The organism is Ideonella dechloratans, assembly GCF_021049305.1.
Classification (GTDB): Bacteria; Pseudomonadota; Gammaproteobacteria; order Burkholderiales; family Burkholderiaceae_C; genus Ideonella; species Ideonella dechloratans.
The window spans coordinates 2,785,144-2,810,173 of the sequence record NZ_CP088081.1; the positions used below are offsets into that span (position 1 = coordinate 2,785,144).

Below are 25,030 nucleotides of genomic sequence, written 5' to 3' on the forward strand. Positions count from 1 at the left end.
CATGGGACGTCCATCCAAGCTCCGGCCGGTTCCGGCCGGGCCGAACCGCCGCGAGTTCTTCAAGCGTTCGGGCGGTGCCGCCGCCCTGGTGGCCAGCGCCGCCGCCCTGCCCCTGGGTGCCGAGGCCGGCCACCAGCCCTTCCAGCACGGCGTGGCCAGCGGCGATCCGCTGTCCGACCGGGTGATGCTCTGGACCCGGGTGACGCCGCAGAACCCCAAGGAGGACATCCACGGCTTCTACGTGGTGGCCACCGACCCGGCCCTGACCCAGGTGGTGCGCAGCGGCAAGTTCAGCACCAGCGTGGACGTGGACTACACCGTGCACGTGGACGCCAAGGGCCTGCAGCCCGGCACCACCTACTACTACCGCTTCCAGTTCAAGCAGAAGTTCTCGGCCATCGGCCGCACCCGCACGCTGCCGGTGGGCAGCGTGGACCGCCTGCGCATGGCGGTGGTGAGCTGCTCGAACTTCGCGGCCGGCTACTTCAACGCCTACCGCTGCATCGCCCAGCGCAGCGACCTGGACCTGGTCATCCACCTGGGCGACTACATCTACGAGTACGGCACCGGCCAGTACGGCACTGTGCGGCCCTGCGAACCGTCCAACGAGGCGGTCAGCCTGAGCGACTACCGCACCCGCCACGCCCAGTACAAGCGCGACCCGGACCTGCAGGAAATGCAGCGCCAGCACCCGCTGGTGGCCATCTGGGACGACCACGAGACCGCCAACAACGCCTGGCAGGGCGGCGCCGAGAACCACCAGCCCGCCACCGAGGGCGACTGGGCCACCCGGGTGGCCGGGGCCCTGCAGGCCTATTACGAGTGGATGCCGGTGCGCCGGCAGGACCCGAGCAACCCCCGGCGCAACAACCGCCAGGTCTCGGTGGGCAATCTGGTGGACCTGTTCATGCTGGAGGAGCGCCTGAACGCCCGCAGCGAGCAGGTCAGCCAGAGCAACGCCGCGGCCAACTTCAGCCAGACCGGCAGCTACCTGGACCCCGCCCGCAGCCTGCTGGGCAGCGAGGAAGAGCAGTGGCTGATCCAGGGCCTGCGCAGCTCCGGCGCGCGCTGGCGGGTGATCGGCCAGGGCGTGATGTTCGCCCAGCTCAAGGTCAAGGGCGCCACCAACGCCGAGGGCGGCGGCGTGTTCCTCAACGACGACCAGTGGGACGGCTACCAGCCCGCGCGCGACCGCATCTTCGCCGCCCTGGGCGGCACCGACGGCGGCGCGGCCGTGCGCAATGCGGTCATCCTGACCGGCGACATCCACAGCGCCTGGGCGGCCGACCTGACGCCGGACCCGAACAACCCGGACGTGGCCAGCGGTGGCTACAACCCGCGCAGCGGTGCCGGCTCGGTGGCGGTGGAGTTCGTGGCCACCTCGGTGACCTCGGCCGGCATCCCCGACCCGGACGGCACGCTGACCCAGCTGGCCAAGAGCCAGAACCCGCACTTCAAGCATGTGGACCTGCTGCACCACGGCTACATGCTGCTGGACGTGACGCCACAGCGCCTGTCCACCGAGTTCTGGAGCCTGGCGACGGTGGAGAGCCCGGACACGACCCAGACGCTCAGCGCGGTCTGGCAGGTGATGGACGGCGCGGCCCACCTGAGCGCCGGCAGCCCCAGCACGCCCGTGGTCAACCCGCCGGCGCCGGCCCCCTGAGGCGCATCCCGCGGCTCAGCCGCGGGCGGCGTCCACCCGCAGGCGGATGCCCTGGCGGCTCTGCTCGCCCAGGCCGGGCGGCAGGCCGCCGGCGTGGCTGCCCACGCGGCGGGCCACTTCCCGCACCCGGGCCTGGATGACGCTCAGCTCGCCCAGCTGCTCGGCATCGCGGCCGATCACGCCGCGGGCGGTGTCCAGCAGGCGGGCGCTGAGCGTGCGCTCGGCCTGGGCCAGCAGGGTGGCCACGGCGGTCTGCGGATCCCCCGCGGCGCTGTGGCGCAGGGCCTGTTCGGTGGTGTCGGACAACTCGGTCTGGGCGGCCTGCAGCGCCTCGGCCCAGGCCGGCACGGCCGCCACCGTGGGGGTCAGCAGCTCGGCCGCGGTGCGCGAGCCCATGAAGCGCAGCCCCACCTCCCGCACCCAGGTCGGGGCCTCGGCCAGCTCCAGGTTCTCGTGGGCGGTGGCCGCCAGCCCGGTCAGCAGGTTCCAGCCGGCCTCCAGGTCGAAGTCGGGCTCCAGTCGGTCGGCGGCCAGTTCGGCCAGCGCCGCCACGGCCGCCTCGGGCTGGCGTTGCAGCAGGCGGTCCAGCGTGCGGCCCAGGGCCAGGTGGCGGCGGGCCCGGGCCTCCTCCGGTGCGGCGTCCAGGGTCTGCTGCAGGGCGACCACGGCGCGGCCCAGGGCCTTGCTGTCGCGCTGGCGAAAGCACGACACCGCCAGCAGCACCATGCTCTGGTCATCGAAGGACTTGGACGTGGCGCCCATGGCCCGCACCCGCTCCAGGGCCCGGGTGCCCCCGGCCCAGTCGCCCAGGTAGCAGGACAGCATGCCCAGGCGCTGCTGGCGGCGCAGGTCGCCCGGCGTCAGCGTGGCGGCGCGGGTGAAGGCCTCCAGCGCGTCGCTCAGCCGGCCCTGGCCCAGCCAGGTGCGGCCCAGCAGATCCTGGGCATCGACGCAGCCGGGGTCGCCCTCGATCAGGGCCTTGAGCTGCTGCATGGCAGCACCGGCCTGATGGCGGGCCTGCAGGCAGCGCACCTTGTCCAGCCGGGCCCAGGCCAGCGGCTGCTCGGCCAGCAGTTCGTCCAGCCAGGCCAGGGCCGGCTCGTGGCGGCCCAGACGCATCATCAGCTCAATGCCCAGCCGGGTGGCATAGCGCCAGAAGGGGCCGCGGCTCTCGAAGCGCTGGCGGCACAGGGCCACGGCCTCGTCCATGCGGTCGCCGTCCATGGCCAGGTAGATCTGTTCGAGCTCCACCCGGCGGCGGTGGGCATTGAGCACCCGCTCGCGCAACACCTGGGTGGTGAAGGGCTTGAGCAGATAGGCGTCCAGCGAGGACTCGGCCGCCTCGACCACCTTGGCGTAGGAGCGCTCGTCGGTGACCATCACGAAGATGGTGGACCAGGGCAGCAGCCCGGCCCGCTGCAGTTCGTCGAGCAGGTCCTGCCCGCCGTGGCGGCGCCCGCCCCCGTCCTCGGGGAAATCCATCTCGCACAGCACCAGGTCGTAGGCCCCGGTCTCCAGGCGCCGGCGGGCGTCCGAGAGCTTGCTGCACTGCACCACGTTGGGAATGCCCAGGTCGCGCAGCTGGCCCGACAGGGTGCTGCGGGAATTCGCGCTGGGATCGATCACCAGTGCGGTGCAGCTGTTCAGGCTCCAGGCCATGCGTCGTTCTCCCAGGGGTCCGTGTTCTTGTGGTGGCCTCAGCCCCCGAAGACCGAGAGCATCCGGCCCAGGGTCGTCATGAAGGGTGACTCCAGCATGGGCAGCATCGCCATCATGCCCACCAGGCCCACGCTGATGGTGATGGGGAACCCCAGGGCGAAGATGTTGGACTGCGGCGCCACCCGGGCGATCACGCCCAGCACCAGGTTGACGAAGAGCATCACCGCCATCATCGGCAGCGCGATCCACAGGCCCATGCTGAAGATCTGCGCGCCCCAGGTCTGCGGCTGCACGGTCCGCAGGAAGGCGAAGGGCTCGGGGCCGACCGGGAAGGCCTGCAGGCTGGCCACCACCACCTCGATGACCCGCAGATGGCCGTTGGTGACGATGAACAGGAAGCTCACCAGCGTGGCGAAGAAGCGGCTGGCCGCGGTGGACTGGCTGGCCATCACCGGGTCGAAGAAGCCGGCGAAGTTCATGCCCATCTGCAGGCCGATCAGCTCGCCGGCCAGTTCGACCGCGGCAAACACCAGACGCACCGCAAAGCCCAGACTCAGGCCGATGAGCAGCTGCTGGACCAGCAGCATGACGGCCAACGGCGAATCCAGCGGCACCGGATCCACCGGCGGCGCCACCCCGGAGGCGCAGAGCGCCACCAGAAAGGACAGCGCCACCCGCACCCGCGCAGGCACGGTGCGCTGGCCCAGCACCGGCAGGATCTGGAACAGCGCCAGCACCCGCAGGAAGGGCCAGAGCACCGGCGTGACCCACGCCAGGATCTGGGCTTCGGAGAAGGAGATCATCCGCCTGCGGCCAGGGGAATGGACAGCAGCATGCTGCGCAGGTAGTCGACCAGCTGGTTGAGCATCCAGGGGCCGGCCACCGCCATCACGGCCACGGCCGCCAGCAGCTTGGGCACGAAGGTGAGCGTGGCCTCGTTGATCGAGGTGGCGGCCTGGAACACGCTGACCAGCACGCCGACGACGAGCACCACGATGAGCATCGGGGCGGAGACCTGCAACAGCATCAGCAGGCCGTGCTGGCCGATGGTGAAGACCTGGGTGGCGTCCATGGGAAGTCCTTGGTTCGACCGGGTTCAGTTCATTGGGCGAAGCTGGCAGCCAGCGAGCCCAGCAGCAGGTTCCAGCCGTCGGCCAGCACGAAGAGCATGAGCTTGAACGGCAGGGCCACCAGCACCGGCGAGAGCATCATCATCCCCAGGCTCATCAGCACGCTGGCGACGATCATGTCGATGATCAGGAAGGGCACGAAGATCAGGAAGCCGATCTGGAAGGCCGTCTTGAGCTCGCTGGTGACGAAGGCCGGCACGATGACCTTGAAGGGCATGTCCTCGCCCTTGACCTTGGCGTCCACCTTGGCCAGCTTGGCGAACAGCTCCATGTCGGACTGGCGCGTCTGCTTGAGCATGAAGGCGCGCATCGGCACCTGGCCGCGCTGCAGCGCCTCGGTGAAGTCGATCTGGTTGGCCGAGTACGGCGCCCAGGCCTGCTCGTAGACCTTGTCCAGCGTCGGCGACATCACGAAGAAGGTCAGGAACAGCGACAGGCCCACCACCACCTGGTTGGGCGGCGCCGCCTGGGTGCCCATGGCCTGGCGCAGCAGGGACAGCACGATGACGATGCGGGTGAAGCCCGTCATCAGCAGCAGCACCGCCGGCAGGAAGGACAGCGCGGTGAAGAACAGCAGGGTCTGGATGGGCACCGAGTAGCTGGTGCCGCTGCCGCCCTGCCCCACCATCAGGGGCAGCACGGGGCCGCTGGGCGGCGTCACCTGGGCGGCGGCGGGCAGGCACAGGGCCAGCAGGCCCAGGCCGGCCAGGCCCAGGCGCAGCGCCATGCGGCGACGTTCAGTGCTGGCCATCTTGGCCTCCCAGACCACCCACGCCGCCCGAGCCGCCCTGACGCGGCTGGCGCCAGCGCTGGATCAGCTGCTGCACGGTGACCGCCTGGGGCTGGGCCAGTTCGCCGGTGGGCAGGCTCAGCGGGGTGTCCAGCGTGTGCAGGGCGGTGATGCGCTCGGCGCTCACGCCCAGCACCAGCCACTTGGCGCCGGTGCCCTGCCCCAGCTCCACCACCACCACCTTCTGCGAGGGCGACAGGGCCAGGCTGGAGACGGTGCGCATCAGCCCGGGCTGGCCGGTGCCGGCGATGCCGCTGCGGCGCATCAGCCACAGGGCCAGCGGGATCAGCGCCACCACCAGCAGAAAGGCCAGCAGCGGCCAGAGGGAAGAGGTCATCGGGTTCATGGCGAGGGGTGTCAGGCCGCGAGCGGGGTGCCGGGCAGCGTTCCGATTCGGTTCAGAGACGGCTCAGGCGGCGCATGCGCTCGCTGGGCGTGACGATGTCGGTCAGACGGATGCCGAACTTGTCGTTGACCACCACCACCTCGCCCTGGGCGATCAGGAAGCCGTTGACCAGCACGTCCATCGGCTCACCGGCCAGTGCGTCGAGCTCGACCACCGAGCCCTGGGCCAGCTGCAGGATGTTCTTGATCGGGATGCGGGTGCGGCCGAGCTCCACGGTCAGCTGGACGGGGATGTCCAGGATCATGTTGATGTCGTTGCCGGCACCGGCCCCCGCGGTGGAGGGCGTGAAGTTGGTGAAGGCCGCGGGCGCCACCTGCTCGGGGGCCGCGCTGACCTCGCTGGCGACGTCGCCGCCGGCGCCCTTGGACTCGGCCAGGGCCGCGGCCCAGGCATCGGCCATGTCGTCCTGCTCGGACGGGTTGCTTGCTTCTTCAGCCGACATTGTGATCTCCCAGCCAGCCCAGGTTGGAGCCGGTCAGCAAACGTTCGATCTTGATGGCGTAGTGCCCGTTGGAGGTGCCGTAGTGCGCGTCGAACACGGGCACGCCGTCCACCTTGGCCTGGATCTGAGGCTCCAGGTCCAGCTCGATGAAGTCGCCGGGCTTGAGGGCCAGCAGCTGCTCCACCGTGGCCGGAGCCGTGCCCAGTTCGGCCACCAGATCCACCTCGGCCGCCTGGATCTGCTGCTTGAGCAGCTTGACCCAGCGGTGGTCCACCTCGACGGAGTCGCCCTGCATGGACGAATACAGCACGTCGCGGATGGGCTCCAGCGTCGAGTAGGGAATGCAGAAGTGCACCGAGCCCGAGGTCTCGCCGATCTCCAGCGTGAAGCTGGTGGCGACGATGATCTCGCTGGGCGTGGCGACGTTGGCGAACTGGGGCTGCATCTCCGAGCGCTGGTAGTCCAGCTCCAGCGGGTAGATGCCGCGCCAGGCGCGCTTGTATTCCTCGGCGATGCAGGCCACCAGGCGCTCGATCACGCGCTGCTCGGTGGCCGAGAAGTCGCGGCCCTCGATGCGGGTGTGGAACTTGCCCGAGCCGCCGAACAGCGAATCGATGACTGCGAAGACGATGCTCGGGTCGCAGACGATCAGGCCCGAGCCGCGCAGCGGCCGCACCTGCATGATGTTGAAGTTGGTCGGGACGACGATCTCGCGCAGGAAGGCGCTGTACTTCTGCACCTTGATGCCGCCGATGGAGACCTCGGGGCTCTTGCGGATCATGTTGAACAGCCCCACGCGGATGTTGCGCGCAAAGCGTTCGTTGATGATCTCCATGGTCGGCATGCGACCACGGACGATGCGCTCCTGGCTCGCCAGGTCGTACGGCCGGATGCCGTCGGTCGGCGCCTCTTCCTGCTCGAGCTTCTGGCTTTCGCCGGTGATGCCCTGCAGCAGTGCGTCGACTTCGTCTTGCGAGAGGATCTGCTGGTTCATCGCTGTGTCACCTCACCGACGGCCACCGGGGGCCAGGGCCGCGGGCGAAAGCTCCCATGTCACTGGATGATGAAGCTGGAGAACTGGATGGCCTTGATCGGCGAATCGTCGATCGTGTCGTAGCTGCGGCGGCGCCTCTTCTTGCCCGGCTCGGCAGGGGCCTCCTTGGCATCCGGGTCTTCCAGTTCGATGCCCATGGGCAGCACCGCCTCGCGCAGGATCTGCTCGGCCAGCTTCTCCTTGCCGCCCTCGGCCATCAGTTCCTCGGAGCTCTTGTGCGAAAGCAGCAGCAGGATGTTGTTGCGGATGGCCGGCAGGTAGGCCTTGATCTCTTCGCCGGCCTTCTCGTCCTCGACCTGCAGGGTGATGCCGATCTGGGCGTAGCGATCGGTGTCGCGGTCGGTCAGGTTGACCACGAAGGGGTCCAGCGCGACGAACACCGGCGGATGCTTGGGATCCTCCTTCTTGTGCTCGCGCTTGGGCTTCTTCTCGACCTGCGCGGTCTCGTCACCGCTGCCATCGCCTTCCTCGCCGTCGGCGGACTTCTTCTTCAACAGGAAGAAGGCCGCGCCCCCGCCCAGCACCAGCAGCAGGACGAGCGCGAGCACGATGATGATCAGTTTCTTCTTGCCCTTGGGGGCCGGTGCATCGGCAGCGGGCGCGGCGGCAGAGGACATGGCGGCTCCTTGTAGTCTGTCCGGGTCCGGCGGCTTCCCTTAGGGGAAGGTCGCAACGGACCTTTGATGAACAGATTATTGGGAGCCGGCGCCCACGCCGAAGCCATGAAAAGCAGGCCTTTTTGGCACCCGGCGGCGCCTGAGCAGGGTCAGGGCCCCGGGAGCGGGCCTGCCTCAGGCGTAGAAGTCCACCAGGCCCTGCTGGCGCACCACCGGCCGGCTGGCCCCGGCGCTGCCGGCATCGGCCACGCCGCCCAGGGCGCTGCTGCCGCGGCCGGCCCGGCCGGCGGAGCGGCCCGCGCCCTGCTCGTCGGGCGAGCCGGAGGAGCGGCTGCCCTGGTCGAAGACCTGGCCACCGGCCAGGCTCAGACCCACGCCGTCGAGCTGGGCCGACAGCTGCGGCAGGGCCAGGTTCAGGGCCTCGCGGGTGCTGGGCACCGCCGAACCCAGTTCGACCTGGGTCTGGCCGTCCTTCACGGCGATGTGGATCTCGATCGGACCCAGATCCTGCGGATGCAGTTCCAGCGACGCATGCTCGATGCCGTCGTTGACCCAGGTGCTGAGCTGCACGCCCAGCGCGGCGGGGAATTCGGGGTGGTCCGGCGCCATGGGCAGCTGGGCGCTGGCCGTGGCGGCGGATTCGGGGCTCGGGGTGGGCGGCGGCGCCACCGGCGCGGCCAGGGCACCCAGGCTGGCCAGCCCGGGGTCGCCGGCGCCGCCGGGTGTGGCGGCCTGCTCCTGGCGGGCGTGCATCACGGCCTGCAGGCCGCCATCGCTGCCCGGCTGGCCGCCGGCCTGCTGCAGGGCGGCGGCAAAGTCGCCGCTGGCACCGGCGCCCGGCTGGCCGTGGCCCACACCACCCGCGCCCTTGGCGCCGGCAGCGGCACTGGCCTCGCTGCCCGCGGCGTCCGCCGCAGGCTGCGCGCCGCGGGCCTCCACCCGGCCGCCACGGCCGCCGTGCCCGGCGCCGGCCTCCGTCGCGGCGCGGCGGCCGCGCGCGGCTTCCGCACCGGCACGGGCCATGGCCACGGTGGACGGAGCCACGCCCTGGGCCTGGGCCGCGGCATTCGGGTCCAGGTCCTCGGCGGTGGCCTTGCTGTGATCCGGGGTGGCCTTCTCCTTGGCCGTGACGGAGCTGTCCTTGTCCTCGCCGCGCTTTTCGGTGGCATGGGTGCTGCCGCGGCGGGCCTGCAGGGTGGTCTCGCTGTCCTCGGCGGCGGGGCCCCCCTTCAGGCTGTGCTGGGTGCGCAGCATCTGGGCGAAGCTCCTGGCGTGTTCACTGCGGCCTTCGGCCTGGGCCGTGCCCCCCTTGCTGGGCGCGGCGGTGTGGCCGCCGGTGCGGTTGGCCTGGCGCTGGGTGGCGGACTTGGTGGCGGCGATGCGTTCGAGCGCAGAGGTGCTGTTGTCGGCGTTCAGTGGCATGGCGGTCTTTCGGAGGCAGGTTCGGACAAATTCGGGTGAGCGTGCGGGCCGGGGGGGCTCAGGCCGCGGCCAGGCCCTGGCGGTTGGCCCAGGCCTTGCGCTGGGCGGCCTCGTCGCTCTGCTTCTGCTCGCGGCGGTCAGCCGCCAGGCGCAGGGCCTGCTGGCGGCGGTCGATCAGGCGCTTGACGGTGGCCAGCTTTAGCTCGCACTGGCGCAGGCGCTCGCGCCCGGCCTGCCAGCGGGCATCGGCCTGGCGCGCCACGCCCTGCTGGGCGCTGATGGCCTGGTCCAGCCGGCCGACGAAGCCGTGGTAGCAGCGCAGGATCTCGATGGGAGCGGACTGCTGGAACTGGCCGGACCAGCGCTGCTGGTATTCCACGCGGTAGTCCTGCAGGGACTGCACCTGGCCCTGGGCGGCCCGGGCCTGGCGCTCCAGCGCCTGGCATTCCCGGGCGGCGTCGTCGCGGCGCTGCTGCTCGCGCTCCAGCAGGGTGCCCAGAATCTTGATGCGGTCCATCTCGGGGGTCCTTCAGTCGGTGGGGGCCGATGGCGTCGTCAGCCAGCCGGGTTCAGGCGTTGCAGGGCGCGGCAGCTGGCCTCCAGCGTGGCCTGCTCGTGCATGCCCTGCTGCAGCAGCGACACCAGTTGCGGGTGCACCTTGACGGCGGCGTCCAGCTCCGGATCGCTGCCGGGCACGTAGGCGCCCAGCTGGATGAGGTCGCGCGCCTTGTTGAACTTGGCCAGCCACTGGCGGGCGCGGCGGGCGGCGTCCAGGTGCTCGCGCGGGGCCACCGAGGTCATCACGCGGGAGATCGACTTCTCGACGTCGATGGCCGGGAAGTGACCGCCCTCGGCCAGCTCGCGGCTGAGCACGATGTGGCCGTCCAGGATGCCTCGGGCCGCGTCGGCGATCGGGTCCTGCGGGTCGTCGCCCTCGGTCAGCACGGTGTAGAAGGCGGTGATCGAGCCCACGCCGTTGAGGCCGTTGCCCGAGCGCTCGACCAGGGCCGGCAGCTTGGCGAAGCAGCTGGGCGGGTAGCCCTTGGTGGCCGGCGGCTCGCCGATGGCCAGGGCGATCTCGCGCTGGGCCATGGCGTAGCGGGTCAGGCTGTCCATCAGCAGCAGCACATGCTGACCCTTGTCGCGGAAGTGCTCGGCAATCGCCGTGGCGTAGCTGGCGCCCTGCATGCGCACCAGCGGCGGTGCATCGGCCGGGGCGGCCACCACCACGGCGCGGGCCAGGCCGTCCTCGCCGAGGATGTCCTCGATGAATTCCTTGACTTCACGGCCGCGCTCGCCGATCAGGCCGACCACGATGACGTCGGCCTCGGTGTAGCGGGCCATCATGCCCATCAGCACCGACTTGCCCACGCCGGTGCCGGCGAACAGGCCCAGGCGCTGACCACGGCCCACGGTGAGCAGGCTGTTGATGGCGCGCACCCCGGTGTCCAGCGGCTGGCGCACCGGGTCGCGGTCCATGGCGTTGATGGGGCGGCGCACCATGGGCTCGTTCTGCACATGCTGCAGCGGGCCGGCACGGTCCATCGGCTGGCCCTGGGCGTCCACCACCCGGCCCAGCAGGCCGTCGCCCATGGGCAGGTGCAGGCCGCGGTCCTCGCTGCGGCGCCAGGGGTGGTTCTCCACCCCGAAGCGCGGGGGAATCTGCGGCACCGGCAGCGGCACCACCCGGGCCCCGCTGGCCAGACCGTGCAGGTCGCCCGTGGGCATCAGGTAGGCGCGGTCGCCGTTGAAGCCGACCACCTCGGCGTTGACGGGCGGCTCGCTGCCGCCACCGCCCACCGAGCAGACGGCGCCCACCGGGGCGCGCACGCCGGCGGCTTCCAGCACCAGGCCGGTCACGCGCACCAGGGTGCCCTGCATCTCCAGCGGCTGGGGCAGGCCGGCGTACAGCCGCATGTCCTTGAGGAAGCGGTCCCAGCGCTGGGTGCGCTCGACCTGCTGCTGGCCGGCCATCAGACGCCCCCTTCCTCGTGCAGTTCTTCTTCGGGCTCGGCCCAGGCCAGCGGCACGTCGAAGACCGCGGCCGCATGGGCCCAGCGGGTCTCGATGCTGGCATCGACCTGGCCGAGGTCGGATTCAACCCGGCAGCCGCCGCGCTGGATGTCCGCATCGGGCACCAGCTGCACCTCGCGGGCCTTGAGCGCGTCGGCCGCGCCTTCGGCCACCAGGGCGGCGTCCTCGGGGTTCAGGCGCAAGCGCAGGTGGCGGGCGGACAGCACCACGGCGGCCATGGCCTCCTGGGCCACCTGCACCACCGCCTCGGGGCGCTGCTGCAGCTCGCTGCGCACCACCTGGCGGGCCAGGGTGACGGCGCTCTCGACCAGGGTCTGGGCCAGGCGCGCTTCCAGCGCGCTCAGGCCGTCCTGGAAGGCTTCGGCCACCTGGGCCACCTGGGCGCTGACCTGCTGGGCGAACTGGCGCTTGGCGGCCTCCAGGGCCTCCAGGCCGTCGCGGTAGCCGTCGCTCCAGCCCTGCTGGCGGGCCTCGTGGATGCGGGCCTCCCATTCCTCGTCGCTGGGGCCGGCCTCCGCCATCGGCTCGTCGGTCGGCAGAGGGTCGGGCTCCGGCGCGGGGGCCGGCGCGGACACGCCCAGCGGCGCGCGTTCGACGCCAGCGAACACATCGGGGGTCCAGGCGGCAAAGCCCTCCAGCTCCTCGCGGGGGATGAAGCGGGCATAGGTGCTGGCCGGACGCTGGGTGCCCCCCTGGGGCGGCGGCACCTGGCGCAGCGTGTTCGGCTTAGAGGAAGTCATCGCCGCCTCCGGATGCGATCACGATCTGGCCTTCGTCCACCAGGCGGCGCACGATCTTGAGGATTTCCTTCTGCTCGCCCTCGACCTCGGAGACCCGCACCGGACCGCGGGACTCCAGGTCCTCGCGCAGCGATTCGGCCGCGCGGCTGGACATGTTCTTGAAGATGCGCTCGCGCAGCTCGGGCGTGGCGCCCTTGAGCGCGATGATGAGCGAGTCGCCCTGCACTTCCTTGAGCACGGTCTGGATGGCGCGGTCGTCGAGCTTGTTCACGTCGTCGAAGGTGAACATGTTGTCCATGATCTTCTGGGCCAGCTCGCCGTCGGCCTCGCGGATGTAGTCCAGCGCGGAGGTCTCGACCGAGGAGCCCAGCATGTTGATGATCTCGGCGGCGGTCTTGACCCCGCCCAGCGAGGCCTTCTTCAGGCGGTCGCCGCCGGCCAGCACCTTGGAGAGCACCTCGTTGAGGTCCTTCAGCGCGGTGGGCTGGATGCCGTCGAGCGTGGCAATGCGGATCAGCACCTCGTTGCGCTGGCGCTCCGTGAAGGACTTCAGAACTTGAGAGGCCTGGTCGAAATCCAGATGAACCAGGATGGCGGCGATGATCTGGGGATGCTCGTTTCGGAGCAGCTCGGCCACCGAGGCACCGTCCATCCACTTCAGGCTCTCGATGCCGCTGACGTCGCTGCCCTGCAGGATGCGGTCGATCAGCAGGTTGGCCTTGTCCTCGCCCAGGGCCTTGCGCAGCACCGACTTGACGTACTCGTCGGTGTCGTTGACCAGCATGTGCTGTTCCTTGGCGATGGAGGTGAACTTCTCCAGCACCGTCTCCACCCGCTCGCGCGGGATCACCTTGAGCCGGGCGATGGTCTCGCCGAGCTTCTGCACTTCCTTGGGACCGAGGTGCTTGAAGACGTTGGCCGCCTCTTCCTCGCCCAGGGACATGAGCAGGATGGCGGCATCCTCGATGCCTTGGTCTTCCGAGCTGTCCTTGGCCATGTTCTGTTCCCGTCAGGCGGCTTCGCCGGTGACCCACTCGCGCATGATGTTCGCCACGGCCGCGGGGTTGTCGCGGGCCAGCTGGCGGGCCGCCTCGAGCTTGCCGTTGACCGCTGCGCTGTTCTCCAGCAGCGGCGTGCCGACGCCCTCCTCGCCCGGCAGGGCCGTGGCGTCATCGACCACCGCGTCGAGCTGGGCCACCTTCTCGTCCTCGGTCGGCGCAGGCGGCGGAGCGAAGGCATCCTTGAGGGTCGGGCGGATGACGCCGAAGATCAGGGCCAGGGCCACCAGGGTCAGGGCGCCCGGCACGGCAGCGGTGCGCAGCAGGTCGCGCAGCCAGGGCTGCTGCCACAGCGGCAGGGCCTCCTCGGTCGGCTCGGTGGGCGCCTGGAAGGGGGCTGCCACCACGCGCACCGAGTCGCCGCGGTTCTTGTCGTAGCCCACCGCCTCCTGCACCAGGGCGGTCAGCTTGTCGAGCTCTTCCTGGGTGGGCGGGTTGGTGGTGGTCTTGCCCTTGCTGTCGGTGGCAGTGCGGTAGTTCACCACCACGGCGGCGTTGACCCGCTTGATCATGCCGGTGGCGTTGCGGGTCACCCGCACGGTCTTGTCGACCTCGTAGTTGGTGACCGATTCCTTCTTGCTGTTGCCGCCGCTGGTGCCGGCATAGGCGGCCTGCAGCGGGGCCGAGGCGCCATTGATCGGGGCCTGGGCCGGCACCGGGGGCTGGTTGGTGACCGCACCGGGCACGCCGGTGGGCACGGTGTTGCCCTGGTTGCTGGACTCGGTCATCTGCTGGCTGCGCACGGCCGCCGGCTGGTCGCCCTGGTTGGGGCGGAACTGTTCGGAGGTGGCCTCGCTCTGGGTGAAGTCCAGGTCGGCGGTCACGGCCACGCGCAGGTTGTCACGGCCCACCACCGGCTCCAGGATGTCCTGAACCCGCTTGAGGTAGCTGCCCTCGACCTGGTGGACATAGCGCAGCTGCTGCTCGTCCAGGCTCTGCTGGCTGTTCTCGCCCGGGCCGGACAGCAGGTTGCCGTGCTGGTCCACCACGCTGACGGCCTTGGCATCCAGGTCCGGCACGCTGGAGGAGACCAGGTGCACGATGGCGGCGGTCTGGCCGCGGTCCAGGCTGCGGCCGGCGAACAGGGTCAGCATGACACTGGCGCTGGGCTTTTGCTGCTCGCGGAAGAAGCCGTTCTGCTGCGGCAGGGCCAGGTGCACACGCACGTCCTCGACGCCGTCGAGCTTGAGGATGGTGCGGGCCAGCTCACCCTCCAGGGCGCGCTGCATGTTGCTGCGCTCCTGGCGGTCGGTCTGGCCGAAGCGGGCGTTGTCCAGCAGCTCGTTGCCGGTGACGCTGGCCTTGGGCAGGCCGGCGGCGGCCAGGCGCATCTTCAGGTCGTAGAGCTTGTCGGCCGGCACCATGATGGCGCCGCCGCCTTCGCTGTACTTGTAAGGCACGTTCATCTGCTGGAGCTGGGCCACGATGGTCCCGGCTTCCTTGTCCGGCAGATTGCTGTAGAGGATCTTCCAGTCGCCCTGTCCGGCCCAGATGGCCATGGCCACCAGGGCTGCCAGCACCGCGGCCACGGCCGCGCCCAGCTTCATCTTGCTGGCCGCGGGCATGGCGGAGAGCTTGCCCATCAGATTCTTGGGCGGCGCGTCCGGCAGGGCCGGCTCCAGAGGCACGGGAGTGGCGAGGGCGGTGTCCATGGGTGGCTGGTTCGGCGAATCGGACCCCATGAGGGGCATGGGCTCGATTGTTCGGCAGCCGGAGCGCCGCCCATGACGCAAGAAGCCCCCCAAACCCGGGGCAGTTCCGTTCTTCTTGGCGCCGGCGCTTGCCTACCATGGCAACCATCGCTCCCCCCCGTGGAGGATGGACCCATGGACCTGAAACTCAAGCCCTTCGATTTCAACCAGGCAGTGGCCAAGGCCGGCCTGGCGCCGGACGGCACCCCGCTGGCGCGCGCCCGCGCGACCCAGAAGGGGGACTTTCAGACGGCGATGGCCAGCGCGCTGAAGCAGGTCAGCGACTCCCAGTTGGAAAGTTCACGCCTGCAGCGCGAGCTGCAGCTGGACAACCCGTCCGTCTCGCTGGAAGACACCATGGTGGCCATGCAGAAGTCGCAGATCGGCTTCCAGGCCACGATCTCGGTGCGCAACCGCATGGTGCAGGCCTACACCGACATCATGAACATGCAGGTCTGAGCGGGTCGTCCCGGCCGCCGCCCTGCCCTCAGTCCAGCGACAGCATGCGCCGGCGCTTCTGCGTGGCGTCGATGTAGCGCTGCAGGGAGCGCTGGGCCTCGTGGTCCAGCCCGCGGAATTCGCAGCCCAGCCGCACGCCCTTGGCCTGCGGGTGGATGGCGGTCACGTGCGCAATGTTGAGTTGGGCCGGGAACTGGGTGTCCGGCTCCAGCGCCATCTGCACGCCGCGCACCTGGATGCCCGGCTCCACCATCGGCAGGTCGGCCGGCAGGAACAGGGCGCAACCGCCGATGCTCACGTCCAGCACGCGCAGGTCCATGCGGATCTCGGGCATCTGCGGATGGCGGAAGCTGGCGGTCGGGGCGCTGCGCTCCAGGGTGCGCACCCGGAAGCTGGCGCGGCGCTGGAAGCGGAACAGCTCGCGCGGCATGGCCGCCTGCAGCACGCAGGTGCGGGCACCGTGCACCAGCAGCCGGCTGCCAACATCGAACTGGATCTTGATCTGGTCGAGGTAGGCCACCGCGGTCACCTCTTCGGATTCGACCAGGCGCTGGACCGTGGGCGCCATCATGTCGACGGTGAAGGCCACCTTGCGATTGTGCGTGTCCAGGTTCCACAGGGTGGTGCCATAGGCGCTGCCATCGGCGCCGCACAGGTTCACCAGCGTGCTGCGCTCCATCAGCGCCTTGAGCAGCGCCCGGATCTCCACCGCGTCGGTGATGCGGAAGTCCGCGAGCGACGCATCCCCGGCCAGATCCAGGGGGGCGGGCTGGGTGTCTGAGAACATGGTCAGGTCCTGCCGAATGCCGGGTGCAGGTCAGTGCAGCGTCTTGCTGCGGCCGTGCATCATGTTGTCCAGGTCTTCCAGCCAGGGCTCGGCCAGGTGCCGGATCTCCGCATCATTGAGCAAGATGCGCTGCATGATCTTGGACTTGACCTGATTGTCCTCGGCCTTGAGGGCCTGGTCCTTGGCCGCCTGCTTGAGCTGGGAGATCAGCACCGCGCAGGCGCCCTCCAGCTTGACAACCTCGTCCCAGTTGCCGTCTCGCGCCGCGCTGAGCATGTCGCTGCTGGCCCGCTCAATGGCCTCGTAATAGCTCAACAGGCTCTCGTTCATGATCGTTCTCCAGAGTGCGTATCCGAGGGGCGCTCAGTTCAGCCGGCCCGCGTTGACTTGCGGACCGATGGCCTTCCAGGCCTCGCACAGCGGCTGCATCAGGCGCTCGCACTCGGCGATCACGCTCGGGTCGTTGCGGACGTTGGCCAGGGTCAGGCGCAGCGTCAGGTAGGCGTAGAGGTCGTGCAGGTCCTGGGCCAGGCGGCCGCCGTCCTTCAGGTTCAGAGAGGCCTTCAGGCCCTCGTCGACGATGCGGGCTGCCTTGCTCAGGGCCCGGCCCTTGAGCTCAACCTGGCCCGAGGCAAGGTAGCCCTGCGCCTGCTTGAGCGCTTCCATGTAGCCATCGAACAGCATCTCGATGAGCTTGTGCGGGCTGGCATCGGCCAGGCTCGTCTCCACACCCACGCTGCGGTAGGCACTGGCGAAGCTGGCGGCTTGACCGAGGGAGCGGGAGTAGGCGGGGCTGAACATGGTGGCGTCTCGGATGAGTGAGGTGTTGATCCGTTATCGACGCCCCCCGGGGGTTCTTGAGCCGAGCTGGGCCGGCTTTCCCCCCCTTTTTGTCGCTTGCCAAAGCAGCCCCCCCATGTAAGAAGGCGCCCGGAGGCGCCTTGCTTGCAGGTCGGCCCGTCCGCGCGAACCGCGCGAAACGGGCCCCGGGGGTCGGGTGGGATCAGCCGCTGCTCTTGATCAGCGCACTCATCTGCTGATTGACGTAGGTGTTCAGCGCCGTCAGCGAAGCCATCTGGGTGTCCAGGGCCTGGTACTGGGCCCGCAGCCGCGCCTCATAGCTGCTCAGGCGGTCGGTGAGCTGGTCCTGACGCGCCTGGTTGTGGTTGATGGCGTCATTCAGGGCGTTCTGGCGCAGCGTGAGCGACCCGTTCGTCGAATCGGTCACCTGGTTGCCCAGGTCACGGAACCGGTCCATGAACCCGGACGAGCCGGCATCGCTGCCATCCGTGGCCAGGGCCTTGGCCACCTCGCTCGGATTGGCCAGGGCGGTCTCGAGCTTGGAGGTGCTCACGCTCAAGGTACCGTCGGTCCCCATGGTGATGCCCAGGTCAGACAGATGCTGGTAGCTGCTCGAAGCGGAGCTGGTGGTGTTGATGATGCCGCGCAGCTGGTTGAGCAGACCGACCGTGGTGCGGTCGCCCTGCAGCGGCCCACCGGTGCCTTGCTGGCCCTTGGTGGTCGAGGGCACGTACTTGGTCTGGTCCTTGATATAACTGGCCAGGCTGTTGAAGGCCGTGACGAAGGACTTGACCGCGGTTTCCATGCTGGCGGTGTCGTCTCCCACCGTCACGGCCACCTCGTCGCTGATGACCTTGCCGACCGTGAAGGTCAGACCGTCGGCCACGTTGTCGAAGGTGTTGGTGGCCGACTCGACCTGGATGCCGTTGATGGTGGCCTGGGCGTTGGCGGCCGCCTTGTTCAGCGACATGGCGCTGGTCAGGGTGGGCTGCGAGGGGTCGTAGGCCAGGGCCGACAGGCCGGTCGTGGGGTCGCCGTCGTCCGTGGTCTCGCTGGCGGTGATCTTGAAGCCGTTCTGCTGACCGGTTTCGGTGGAGCGGATGGACAGGCGAGCCCCGTTGGCATCGTTGACGATGGAAGCGGTCACACCGGCACCGGCGGCATTGATCTTGTCGCGGATGGCCGAGAGGCTGGTGTCACCGGTGATGTCGATGTCCACCGCCGAGCTGCCGTCCTTGGCGGTGAAGCTGCTGCCCGACCAGCTGCCCAGCTGGATCGTCAGCTTGCCTTCGTTCAGCGTGGAACTGGGGGAGGCGAAGGCCGAGGACGTGATGGTCTGGGCGCTGGCCAGGGCCTGCACCGAGATGTTGTAGTTGCCCGAGGCGCCGCCGGTGGCCACCGAGCCGGTAATCACCGAGGTGTCGCTGGAGTTGAAGCTCTTGGTCTGCCACAGCGTCGAGCTGGTCAGCGCCTGGGCCGCGTCGCGCATGGCGGAGGTCAGGCTCATGAGCTTGCCGACCGATGAGACCTGGGTCTTCATCGTCGTCTGCTCGGTGGCCAGGATGTCGATCGGCCGGTGCTCCACCGACAGCAGGGCGGAGATCATCGACTCGGAGTTCAGCCCCGAGCCGATGCCCAAGGACGAGAGCGGAGGCGTGGAAGACATGGCGGTCTTTCATTCTGGCCAGGCGCGGGCGGCAAGTCCTGGTGGGGTGTGGGGGGCCGGTGCGGCCGCCCTGAATGCCCGCCCGTCTTGCCCGTTTGGAAGCAAGATCGGCCGCTGATGCGGCCGACTTGAGGAGATTCTTCGCAGGCTCAGGCGGCGCTCGCTCAGCCCAGCAGCTTGAGCACCTGCTGGGGCAGCTGGTTGGCCTGGGCCACCATGGCCGTGCCGGCCTGCTGCAGGATCTGCGCTCGGCTCATGTTGGCCGTTTCCGCCGCGTAGTCGGCGTCCATGATCCGGCTGCGGGCCGCGGATTGGTTCTCCACCGCCGTCTGCAGGTTGGAGATGATCGCGTCGAAGCGGCTCTGGGTCGCGCCGTAGGTCGCCCGGGTGTCGTTGATCAGGTCGATCGCCTTGTCCAGGCTGTCGATCACGTTGCCGATCGCCCCCACCGTGGCATTGGCGTCGATGGCCGCCATGGTGCTGCTGGTGATCGCGGTGATCGTGGTGTCGGTCACCATGTTCGCCGTGTTGATGTTGATCACATCGTCGGCCGTGGTGTTGGCACCGATCTGGAAGGTCAGCGTGGTCGCGTCGGCGCCCAGGATGTGCTTGCCGTTGAAGGTGGTGCCGCCCAGCACGCGGGCGATTTCCTTCTGCAGCTCGACGAATTCCTTGTTCAGAGAATCCTTGTCGGAGCTGGAATTGGTGGCGTTGCGCGCCTGGATGGCCAGTTCACGCATGCGCTGCAGCGAATCGCCCACCTTGGACAGCGCGCCTTCGGCCGTCTGGGCCAGCGAGATGCCGTCGTTGGCGTTGCGGATGGCGACGTTCATGCCGCGCACCTGTGAATTCATGCGCTCGGCAATCGCCAGGCCGGCCGCGTCGTCCTTGGCCGAGTTGACCCGAAGGCCCGAAGACAGGCGCTGCATGGAGATCTGCAGCGAGCTCTGCGAGGCATTCAGGTTCCGCTGCGCGTTGAGCGAAGCGATGTTGGTGTTGATGGTCTGTGGCATGCGAGAACTCCTGAAGAATCACCCATCCGGCGAACTTGCCGGTCCGTCCAAGCGCACCGGTCTGCACCGATGCGCCCTTCAAGCCCGGCGCCAGGTCACCATCGATGCCCAGTTGCCTGGGCGTGTCTCGGCGGTGCCTCCGGACCACGTTCCTCGAACCGAGGAGTCGTTGGGAGTGATTCTGAAAGGGAGCTCTCTGCCGCAAAGCCACGAAATGAGGCCGGTTCAACGGCCTGTTCGTGCCCCTGAAGCGCCACCGCCCCGCCAGAAGGCCTGGCGGGGCGGTGGTTTTACCCAGTGATTACTGGATCAGGCGCAGGACCTGCTGCGGCAGCTGGTTGGCCTGCGAGACCATCGCGGTGCCGGCCTGCTGCAGGATCTGGGCGCGGCTCATGTTGGCGGTTTCCTGGGCGAAGTCCGCATCCATGATCCGGCCGCGGGCCGCGCTCTGGTTCTCCACCCCGGTCTGCAGGTTCGCGATGATCGCGTCGAAGCGGCTCTGGGTGGCACCGAAGGTGGCGCGCTGGTCGTTCACCGTGTCGATGGCCTTGTCGATGTTGTCGATCACGGTCTTGATCGCACCATCCGTGGCTGTCGCTGCAATCGACGCGCCACTGGTGACTGCGGTGATGTCGGCGTTGGCGGTCATGTCTGTGGTGGTGACCGTCAGCACATCATCCGCCGTGGTGTTGGCACCGATCTGGAAAGTCATCGCCGTGGCTTGCGCGCCCAGCATGTGCTTGCCGTTGAAGCTGGTGCCCCCCAGCACGCGCTGGATTTCGCTTTGCAGCTGGGCGAACTCCTTGTTCAGCGAGTCCTTGTCCGAGCTGGAGTTGGTGGCGTTGCGGGCCTGCACCGCCAGTTCACGCATGCGCTGCAGCGAGTCACCCACCTGGGCCAGCGCGCCTTCGGCGGTCTGGGCCATGGAGATGCCGTCGTTGGCGTTGCGGATCGCCACGTTCATGCCGCGCACCTGGGCATTCATGCGTTCGGCGATCGACAGGCCGGCCGCGTCGTCCTTGGCCGAGTTGATGCGCAGACCCGAAGACAGGCGTTGCATCGAGGTCGACAGCGACGACTGAGAAGCACTCAGGTTGCGCTGTGCGTTCATCGAAATGATGTTGGTGTTGATGGTAGAGGGCATGATGACACTCCTGTAGGGTTACCGAAAGTCTCCGGTTCAAGCACCGGCGCGATTCACTGCTACGCCCAGCGCCGGGTGCTCCTCGGAACGGGTCACGCCCTGCGGGCATCACCTGAACTTTGGCCATCTCACCGGACCCCAGAACCTGTTTTTCAGATCCTGTTGAGGGGGTTATCGGAGGCCACTTTCGGGAACTTGAGAGTTTTTTTCATGCGGGACTGAGGACCCCGGACACCCCGTCCAGGATCCTCAGCCAGAGGCCGCTCTCCCACTTGTCAGCGAGCCCCTTTCGGAGTTCGCTGCAGGATCATCGAAGAAGCGACAGGACTTGCTGCGGCATCTGGTTGGCCTGGGCCACCATCGCGGTGCCGGCCTGCTGCAGGATCTGGGCGCGGCTCATGTTGGCGGTTTCCTGGGCGAAGTCCGCATCCATGATCCGGCCGCGGGCCGCGCTCTGGTTCTCCACCCCGCTCTGCAGGCTGGAGATGATCGCGTCGAAGCGGCTCTGGGTGGCACCGAAGGTGGCGCGCTGGTCGTTCACCGTGTCGATGGCCTTGTCGATGTTGTCGATCACGGTCTTGATCGCACCATCCGTGGCTGTCGCTGCAATCGACGCGCCACTGGTGACTGCGGTGATGTCGGCGTTGGCGGTCATGTCTGTGGTGGTGACCGTCAGCACATCATCCGCCGTGGTGTTGGCACCGATCTGGAAAGTCATCGCCGTGGCTTGCGCGCCCAGCATGTGCTTGCCGTTGAAGCTGGTGCCCCCCAGCACGCGCTGGATTTCGCTTTGCAGCTGGGCGAACTCCTTGTTCAGCGAGTCCTTGTCCGAGCTGGAGTTGGTGGCGTTGCGGGCCTGCACGGCCAGTTCACGCATGCGCTGCAGCGAATCACCCACCTGAGCCAGCGCGCCTTCGGCGGTCTGGGCCATGGAGATGCCGTCGTTGGCGTTGCGGATCGCCACATTCATGCCCTTGACCTGGGCATTCATGCGCTCGGCGATGGCCAGGCCGGCCGCGTCGTCCTTGGCCGAGTTGATGCGCAGACCTGAAGACAGGCGTTGCATCGAGGTGGCCAGCGACGATTGCGAGGCCGACAGATTCCGCTGGGCGTTCAGCGAAATGACGTTGGTGTTGATGGTTTGACCCATTTTGATAACTCCTGCGTTGGGGCAGATAAGTGAGCCTTGATGGACTCTCCGATTGCGCCCCCGGCTGTCACTGAGAAGCTTTGGGGCCGTGCCATGGATTTCGGAAGGTCAATCGCCGGACTTGAGGCTTTTTTTTGCCGCTTTTCGATCGATCGACTTCAACCGCATCCATCCCTGGGTGCCGCCCCGGCGCCTTGCGGCACAGATGGCGACTCCTGACCCTGCTTATCGACCTTTCCAAGCCGGACTGCAGACCTACAGTTTTCGCCATGTCTGCCGAGCCCCCGCCCGCCGCCCGCGCCTGGCGCACCGCGCTGGTGATGATCGTGCGCGACGGGGGCGCCGGCCTCTCCCGGGCCCTGGCCAGCATGGCCCCCTGGGTGGACGAGATGGTGGTGCTGGACACCGGCTCCATCGACGACAGCGTGGCCCGCGCCCGTGCCGCCGGCGCCCGCGTGGCGCACTTCACCTGGGTGAACGACTTCAGCGCCGCCCGCAACGCCGCCCTGGACCTGGCCGGCGCCGACTGGCACATCGTGCTGGACGCCGACGAATGGCTGATCGACGGCGGGCCCGTGCTGGCGGCCCTGCGGCAGCAGGCGCCAGACCATGTCGGCCGCATCGAGGTGGACAGCGACCAGGGCGAGGGCCAGGACAGTGCCCCCAGCTGGCTGAGCCGGGTGCTGCCCGGCGCCGTGCGCTACCGGGGCCGCGTGCATGAACAACCCGCCCACACCCTGCCCGTGCGGCCGCTGGCCGTGCGCCTGGGCCACGCGGGCTACCGCCCGGCCGCCCTGGCGGCCAAGGCCGGCCGCAACGCCACCCTGCTGCAGGCAGCCCTGCACGAACAGCCGCAAGACGCCTACCTCTGGTACCAGCTGGGCAAGGACCACGATGTCTATGAACGCTGGGCCGAGGCCGTGGACGCCTTCAATCAGGCCGAGCAGCACCTGGCCGGCGCGGCCCCCGCCTGGCTGCACGACCTGACCGTGCGCCGCCTGCATGCGCTCAAGCGCTGTGGCCGGCACGCCGAGGCTTTCGAGCAGGCCCGGCAGGGGCTGGAACGCTGGCAGCAGTCGCCCGACTTCTTCTTCGCCCTGGGTGACCTGCTGCTGGACTGGGCGGCCGAGCAGCCCGCGCTGGCCCCCGAACTGATCCCGATGATCGAGGACGCCTGGCAGCGCTGCCTGGCCTTGGGCGAGCACCCGGAGCACGAAGGTGCGGTGCGCGGCCGCGGCAGCCACCTGGCCGCGGGCAACCTGGCCCTGCTCTACGACATGGTGGGGCGCCCGGCCGACGCGGCCCACTGCCGCCAGCTGGCGGCGCAGAGATAGGCGCGGCTCGCCGGCCTTTTCCAAGGCTGAAAACCGGCACAAATGCCTAAAGTTTCAGCCATGAACACGCTCCACCCCGGCGCACAGCGCCATTGGCACCACGGCGTCCAGGCCCTGCGCGCCGGTCAATGGCAGGAAGCCGCCCAGGCCTTCACCGACGGCCTGCGGCAGGACCCGGCCGATGCGCTGATGTGGCTGAACCTGGCCCGCGCGCAGCTGTCCGACAACCGGCTGGAGCCCGCCACCGACGCCGCCCGCCGCGCGCGCGACCTGCAGCCGGCCAACCCGCTGACCGTGCGCATGCTGGCCGAATGCCTGTCGCGCCAGAACCGGCGCGAAGAATGCGCCGCGGTCTTCGACGCCTACCCGGCCGACGCCCCGCGCGACGCCGACTTCCTCAACGCCCAGGGCAACGCCCTGTTCCAGGCCCGCCGCCTGCACGAAGCGGTGGACATCTTCTTCAAGGCCCTGGCCCTGCAGGTGGACAACGCCCTGGTGCACTACCGCCTGGGCCTGACCTTCCGCGATCTGGCGCTCAACCGCGAGGCCACCGAGTGCTTCCGCACCGCCATCGCGCTGGACGACGGGGCGGTGCGGCTGCTGTCGCTGTCCCTGCTGGTGCATGAAAGCCGCCAGAGCTGCGACTGGAGCACGCTGGAGGCCGACACCGCCGCCCTGCTGGCCGCCCTGGACCAGGTGAACGACACCACCGGTCAGATGCTCTCGCCCTTCGCCCTGCTGGCGGTGGACGCCACGCCCGAACAGCAGCGTCGCATGGGCGCCATCCGCGCCCGCAGCCTCAGCCAGGGCGTGGTGCCGCTGCCCGCACCCGGTCCGCGCCGCCCGGGCCGCATCCGTGTGGGCTACCTGTCCAGCGACTTCCACCACCATGCCACCGCCGTGCTGATGGCCGAGCTGCTGGAGCGCCGCGACAGCGCCCGCTTCGAGGTCACGCTCTACTGCCACAGCCTGGACGACGGCACCCCGCTGATGCACCGCATCCGCGCCGCCTGCGATCACCATGTGGACGTGCGCCACCTGTCCAACGAGGATGTGGCCCGGCGCATGCGCGACGACGGCATCGACATCGCGGTGGACCTCAAGGGCCACACCCGCGGCAGCCGCTTCGAGCTGCTGGCCTGGCGTCCGGCCCCGGTGCAGGTCACCTTCCTGGGCTACCCGGCCAGCACCGGCGCCGACTTCATCGACTACCTGATCGGCGACCCGGTGGTCACCCCGCTGGCCCAGGCCGGCCAGTACAGCGAACACATCGCCCAGCTGCCCCACAGCTACCAGCCCAACGACCGCCAGCGCCCGCTGCCGCCCTGCCCGCCCCGGGCCGAGCTGGGCCTGCCGGAAGACGCGGTGGTGCTGTGCTGCTTCAACCAGACCTACAAGATCTCGCCGCACATGCTGGACCTGTGGGCCGCCATCCTGCACGGCGCCCCCCGGGCCGTGCTGTGGATGCTGCGCTGGAACGCCCACGCCGAGGCCCACCTGACGCAGGAGCTGGCCGCCCGTGGTGTGGCCGCCGAGCGCATCGTCTGGGCCCCCAAGCGCACGCTGGAAGACCACATCGCCCGCCTGCGTGCAGCCGACCTCTTCCTGGACACCTGGCCCTGCAACGCGCACACCACCGCCAGCGAGGCCCTGTGGGCCGCCGTGCCGGTGCTCACCGTCCCCGGGCCCACCTTCGCCTCGCGGGTGGGTGCCAGTCTGGTGACGGCCTGTGGTCTGCCGGATCTGGCCTGCGCCTCCGAGGCCGACTACGTCGCCCTGGGCACCGCCCTGGCCAACGACCCCGGCCTGCTGGCCCACCTCAAGCGCGAACTCGACAGCCACCGGCTGGAGCTGCCGCTGTTCGACACCGACCGCTATGCGCGGGACTACGAAGCCCTGCTCACCCGCATGTTCGAGCGCCAGCAGGCGGGTCTCCCGCCAGAGCATCTGCCCCCCGGTGCCTGAGG

The 25,030-nt window shown here is 69.2% G+C and carries 25 protein-coding genes; 4 read left to right on the forward strand and 21 right to left on the reverse strand.

The window, feature by feature from the left end:
• Position 1: 1 nt before the first annotated feature.
• Positions 2-1,666 carry an alkaline phosphatase D family protein gene (locus LRM40_RS12985; RefSeq protein ID WP_151125905.1) on the forward strand — a complete coding sequence of 555 codons (1,665 nt, stop codon included), beginning with the start codon at positions 2-4 and terminating at the stop codon, positions 1,664-1,666.
• 15 nt (positions 1,667-1,681) lie between these two features.
• Here the strand turns inward: LRM40_RS12985 and LRM40_RS12990 are convergent, their stop codons facing one another.
• The 14 genes from LRM40_RS12990 to fliF form a co-directional block, all read right to left on the reverse strand.
• Positions 1,682-3,325 carry a response regulator gene (locus tag LRM40_RS12990; RefSeq protein WP_151125906.1) on the reverse strand — a complete coding sequence of 548 codons (1,644 nt, stop codon included), beginning with the start codon at positions 3,323-3,325 and terminating at the stop codon, positions 1,682-1,684.
• A 38-nt stretch (positions 3,326-3,363) separates the two neighbouring features.
• Entirely contained in the window at positions 3,364-4,128 is a 765-nt protein-coding gene (gene fliR, locus LRM40_RS12995; RefSeq protein WP_151125907.1) for a flagellar biosynthetic protein FliR, read from the reverse strand.
• Entirely contained in the window at positions 4,125-4,397 is a 273-nt protein-coding gene (gene fliQ, locus LRM40_RS13000; RefSeq protein WP_022982809.1) for a flagellar biosynthesis protein FliQ, read from the reverse strand. Before fliQ ends, fliR begins: the two co-directional genes overlap by 4 nt.
• 29 nt (positions 4,398-4,426) lie before the next feature.
• Positions 4,427-5,206 carry a flagellar type III secretion system pore protein FliP gene (gene fliP / locus LRM40_RS13005; RefSeq protein ID WP_310734184.1) on the reverse strand — a complete coding sequence of 260 codons (780 nt, stop codon included), beginning with the start codon at positions 5,204-5,206 and terminating at the stop codon, positions 4,427-4,429.
• On the reverse strand, positions 5,193-5,582 hold the full coding sequence (locus tag LRM40_RS13010; protein WP_170288990.1) for a FliO/MopB family protein: 390 nt from the start codon (positions 5,580-5,582) through the stop codon (positions 5,193-5,195). Before LRM40_RS13010 ends, fliP begins: the two co-directional genes overlap by 14 nt.
• Before the next feature lie 61 nt (positions 5,583-5,643).
• Positions 5,644-6,093, reverse strand: a complete 450-nt coding sequence (gene fliN, locus LRM40_RS13015) for a flagellar motor switch protein FliN (protein WP_022982812.1) — start codon at positions 6,091-6,093, stop codon at positions 5,644-5,646.
• The gene (gene fliM, locus LRM40_RS13020) at positions 6,083-7,087 is read right to left on the reverse strand and encodes a flagellar motor switch protein FliM (RefSeq protein WP_151125909.1); all 1,005 of its coding nucleotides are present in this window, start codon (positions 7,085-7,087) and stop codon (positions 6,083-6,085) included. The genes fliN and fliM overlap by 11 nt, the downstream gene beginning before the upstream one ends.
• A 59-nt stretch (positions 7,088-7,146) precedes the next feature.
• On the reverse strand, positions 7,147-7,764 hold the full coding sequence (locus tag LRM40_RS13025; RefSeq protein WP_151125910.1) for a flagellar basal body-associated FliL family protein: 618 nt from the start codon (positions 7,762-7,764) through the stop codon (positions 7,147-7,149).
• Between the two features lie 174 nt (positions 7,765-7,938).
• Positions 7,939-9,186, reverse strand: coding sequence for a flagellar hook-length control protein FliK (locus LRM40_RS13030; protein ID WP_231067543.1), 1,248 nt, complete (start codon positions 9,184-9,186; stop codon positions 7,939-7,941).
• Positions 9,187-9,244: 58 nt separating this feature from the next.
• Positions 9,245-9,703, reverse strand: coding sequence for a flagellar export protein FliJ (gene fliJ / locus LRM40_RS13035; protein WP_151125925.1), 459 nt, complete (start codon positions 9,701-9,703; stop codon positions 9,245-9,247).
• 38 nt (positions 9,704-9,741) lie between these two features.
• Positions 9,742-11,160 (reverse strand): flagellar protein export ATPase FliI, encoded by a 1,419-nt coding sequence (fliI, locus tag LRM40_RS13040; RefSeq protein ID WP_151125926.1) that lies wholly within the window; start codon positions 11,158-11,160, stop codon positions 9,742-9,744.
• Complete coding sequence (locus LRM40_RS13045; RefSeq protein ID WP_151125927.1) at positions 11,160-11,960, reverse strand: FliH/SctL family protein; 801 nt, start codon at positions 11,958-11,960, stop codon at positions 11,160-11,162. Before LRM40_RS13045 ends, fliI begins: the two co-directional genes overlap by 1 nt.
• Entirely contained in the window at positions 11,947-12,957 is a 1,011-nt protein-coding gene (gene fliG, locus LRM40_RS13050) for a flagellar motor switch protein FliG (protein WP_151125928.1), read from the reverse strand. The genes LRM40_RS13045 and fliG overlap by 14 nt, the downstream gene beginning before the upstream one ends.
• Before the next feature lie 12 nt (positions 12,958-12,969).
• Positions 12,970-14,670: a flagellar basal-body MS-ring/collar protein FliF gene (gene fliF / locus LRM40_RS13055; RefSeq protein ID WP_151125929.1), complete on the reverse strand. Its 1,701-nt coding sequence runs from the start codon at positions 14,668-14,670 to the stop codon at positions 12,970-12,972.
• Positions 14,671-14,844: 174 nt separating this feature from the next.
• Here fliF and fliE point away from each other — a divergent pair, with 174 nt between their 5' ends.
• Complete coding sequence (fliE, locus tag LRM40_RS13060; RefSeq protein ID WP_151125930.1) at positions 14,845-15,168, forward strand: flagellar hook-basal body complex protein FliE; 324 nt, start codon at positions 14,845-14,847, stop codon at positions 15,166-15,168.
• 28 nt (positions 15,169-15,196) lie between these two features.
• On the opposite strand, the gene LRM40_RS13065 is transcribed toward fliE, so the two are convergent.
• From LRM40_RS13065 to LRM40_RS13095, 7 genes are all read right to left on the reverse strand, one after another.
• Entirely contained in the window at positions 15,197-15,955 is a 759-nt protein-coding gene (locus LRM40_RS13065) for a flagellar brake protein (protein WP_151125931.1), read from the reverse strand.
• Positions 15,956-15,985: 30 nt separating this feature from the next.
• Complete coding sequence (locus tag LRM40_RS13070) at positions 15,986-16,285, reverse strand: flagellar protein FliT (protein ID WP_151125932.1); 300 nt, start codon at positions 16,283-16,285, stop codon at positions 15,986-15,988.
• A gap of 33 nt (positions 16,286-16,318) precedes the next feature.
• Positions 16,319-16,756 carry a flagellar export chaperone FliS gene (gene fliS / locus LRM40_RS13075; protein ID WP_151125933.1) on the reverse strand — a complete coding sequence of 146 codons (438 nt, stop codon included), beginning with the start codon at positions 16,754-16,756 and terminating at the stop codon, positions 16,319-16,321.
• Between the two features lie 202 nt (positions 16,757-16,958).
• Positions 16,959-18,422 (reverse strand): flagellar filament capping protein FliD, encoded by a 1,464-nt coding sequence (gene fliD / locus LRM40_RS13080; RefSeq protein ID WP_151125934.1) that lies wholly within the window; start codon positions 18,420-18,422, stop codon positions 16,959-16,961.
• A gap of 164 nt (positions 18,423-18,586) precedes the next feature.
• A complete protein-coding gene (locus LRM40_RS13085) occupies positions 18,587-19,435 on the reverse strand; it encodes a flagellin domain-containing protein (protein WP_151125935.1) in 849 nt (282 codons plus the stop codon).
• Between the two features lie 301 nt (positions 19,436-19,736).
• The gene (locus tag LRM40_RS13090; protein ID WP_231067544.1) at positions 19,737-20,579 is read right to left on the reverse strand and encodes a flagellin domain-containing protein; all 843 of its coding nucleotides are present in this window, start codon (positions 20,577-20,579) and stop codon (positions 19,737-19,739) included.
• A 307-nt stretch (positions 20,580-20,886) separates the two neighbouring features.
• On the reverse strand, positions 20,887-21,729 hold the full coding sequence (locus LRM40_RS13095; protein ID WP_151125236.1) for a flagellin N-terminal helical domain-containing protein: 843 nt from the start codon (positions 21,727-21,729) through the stop codon (positions 20,887-20,889).
• A gap of 269 nt (positions 21,730-21,998) precedes the next feature.
• Here LRM40_RS13095 and LRM40_RS13100 point away from each other — a divergent pair, with 269 nt between their 5' ends.
• Together LRM40_RS13100 and LRM40_RS13105 are read left to right on the forward strand one after the other, a co-directional pair.
• On the forward strand, positions 21,999-23,063 hold the full coding sequence (locus LRM40_RS13100; protein WP_151125237.1) for a glycosyltransferase: 1,065 nt from the start codon (positions 21,999-22,001) through the stop codon (positions 23,061-23,063).
• 60 nt (positions 23,064-23,123) lie between these two features.
• On the forward strand, positions 23,124-25,028 hold the full coding sequence (locus tag LRM40_RS13105) for an O-linked N-acetylglucosamine transferase, SPINDLY family protein (protein ID WP_151125238.1): 1,905 nt from the start codon (positions 23,124-23,126) through the stop codon (positions 25,026-25,028).
• Positions 25,029-25,030 lie beyond the last annotated feature (2 nt).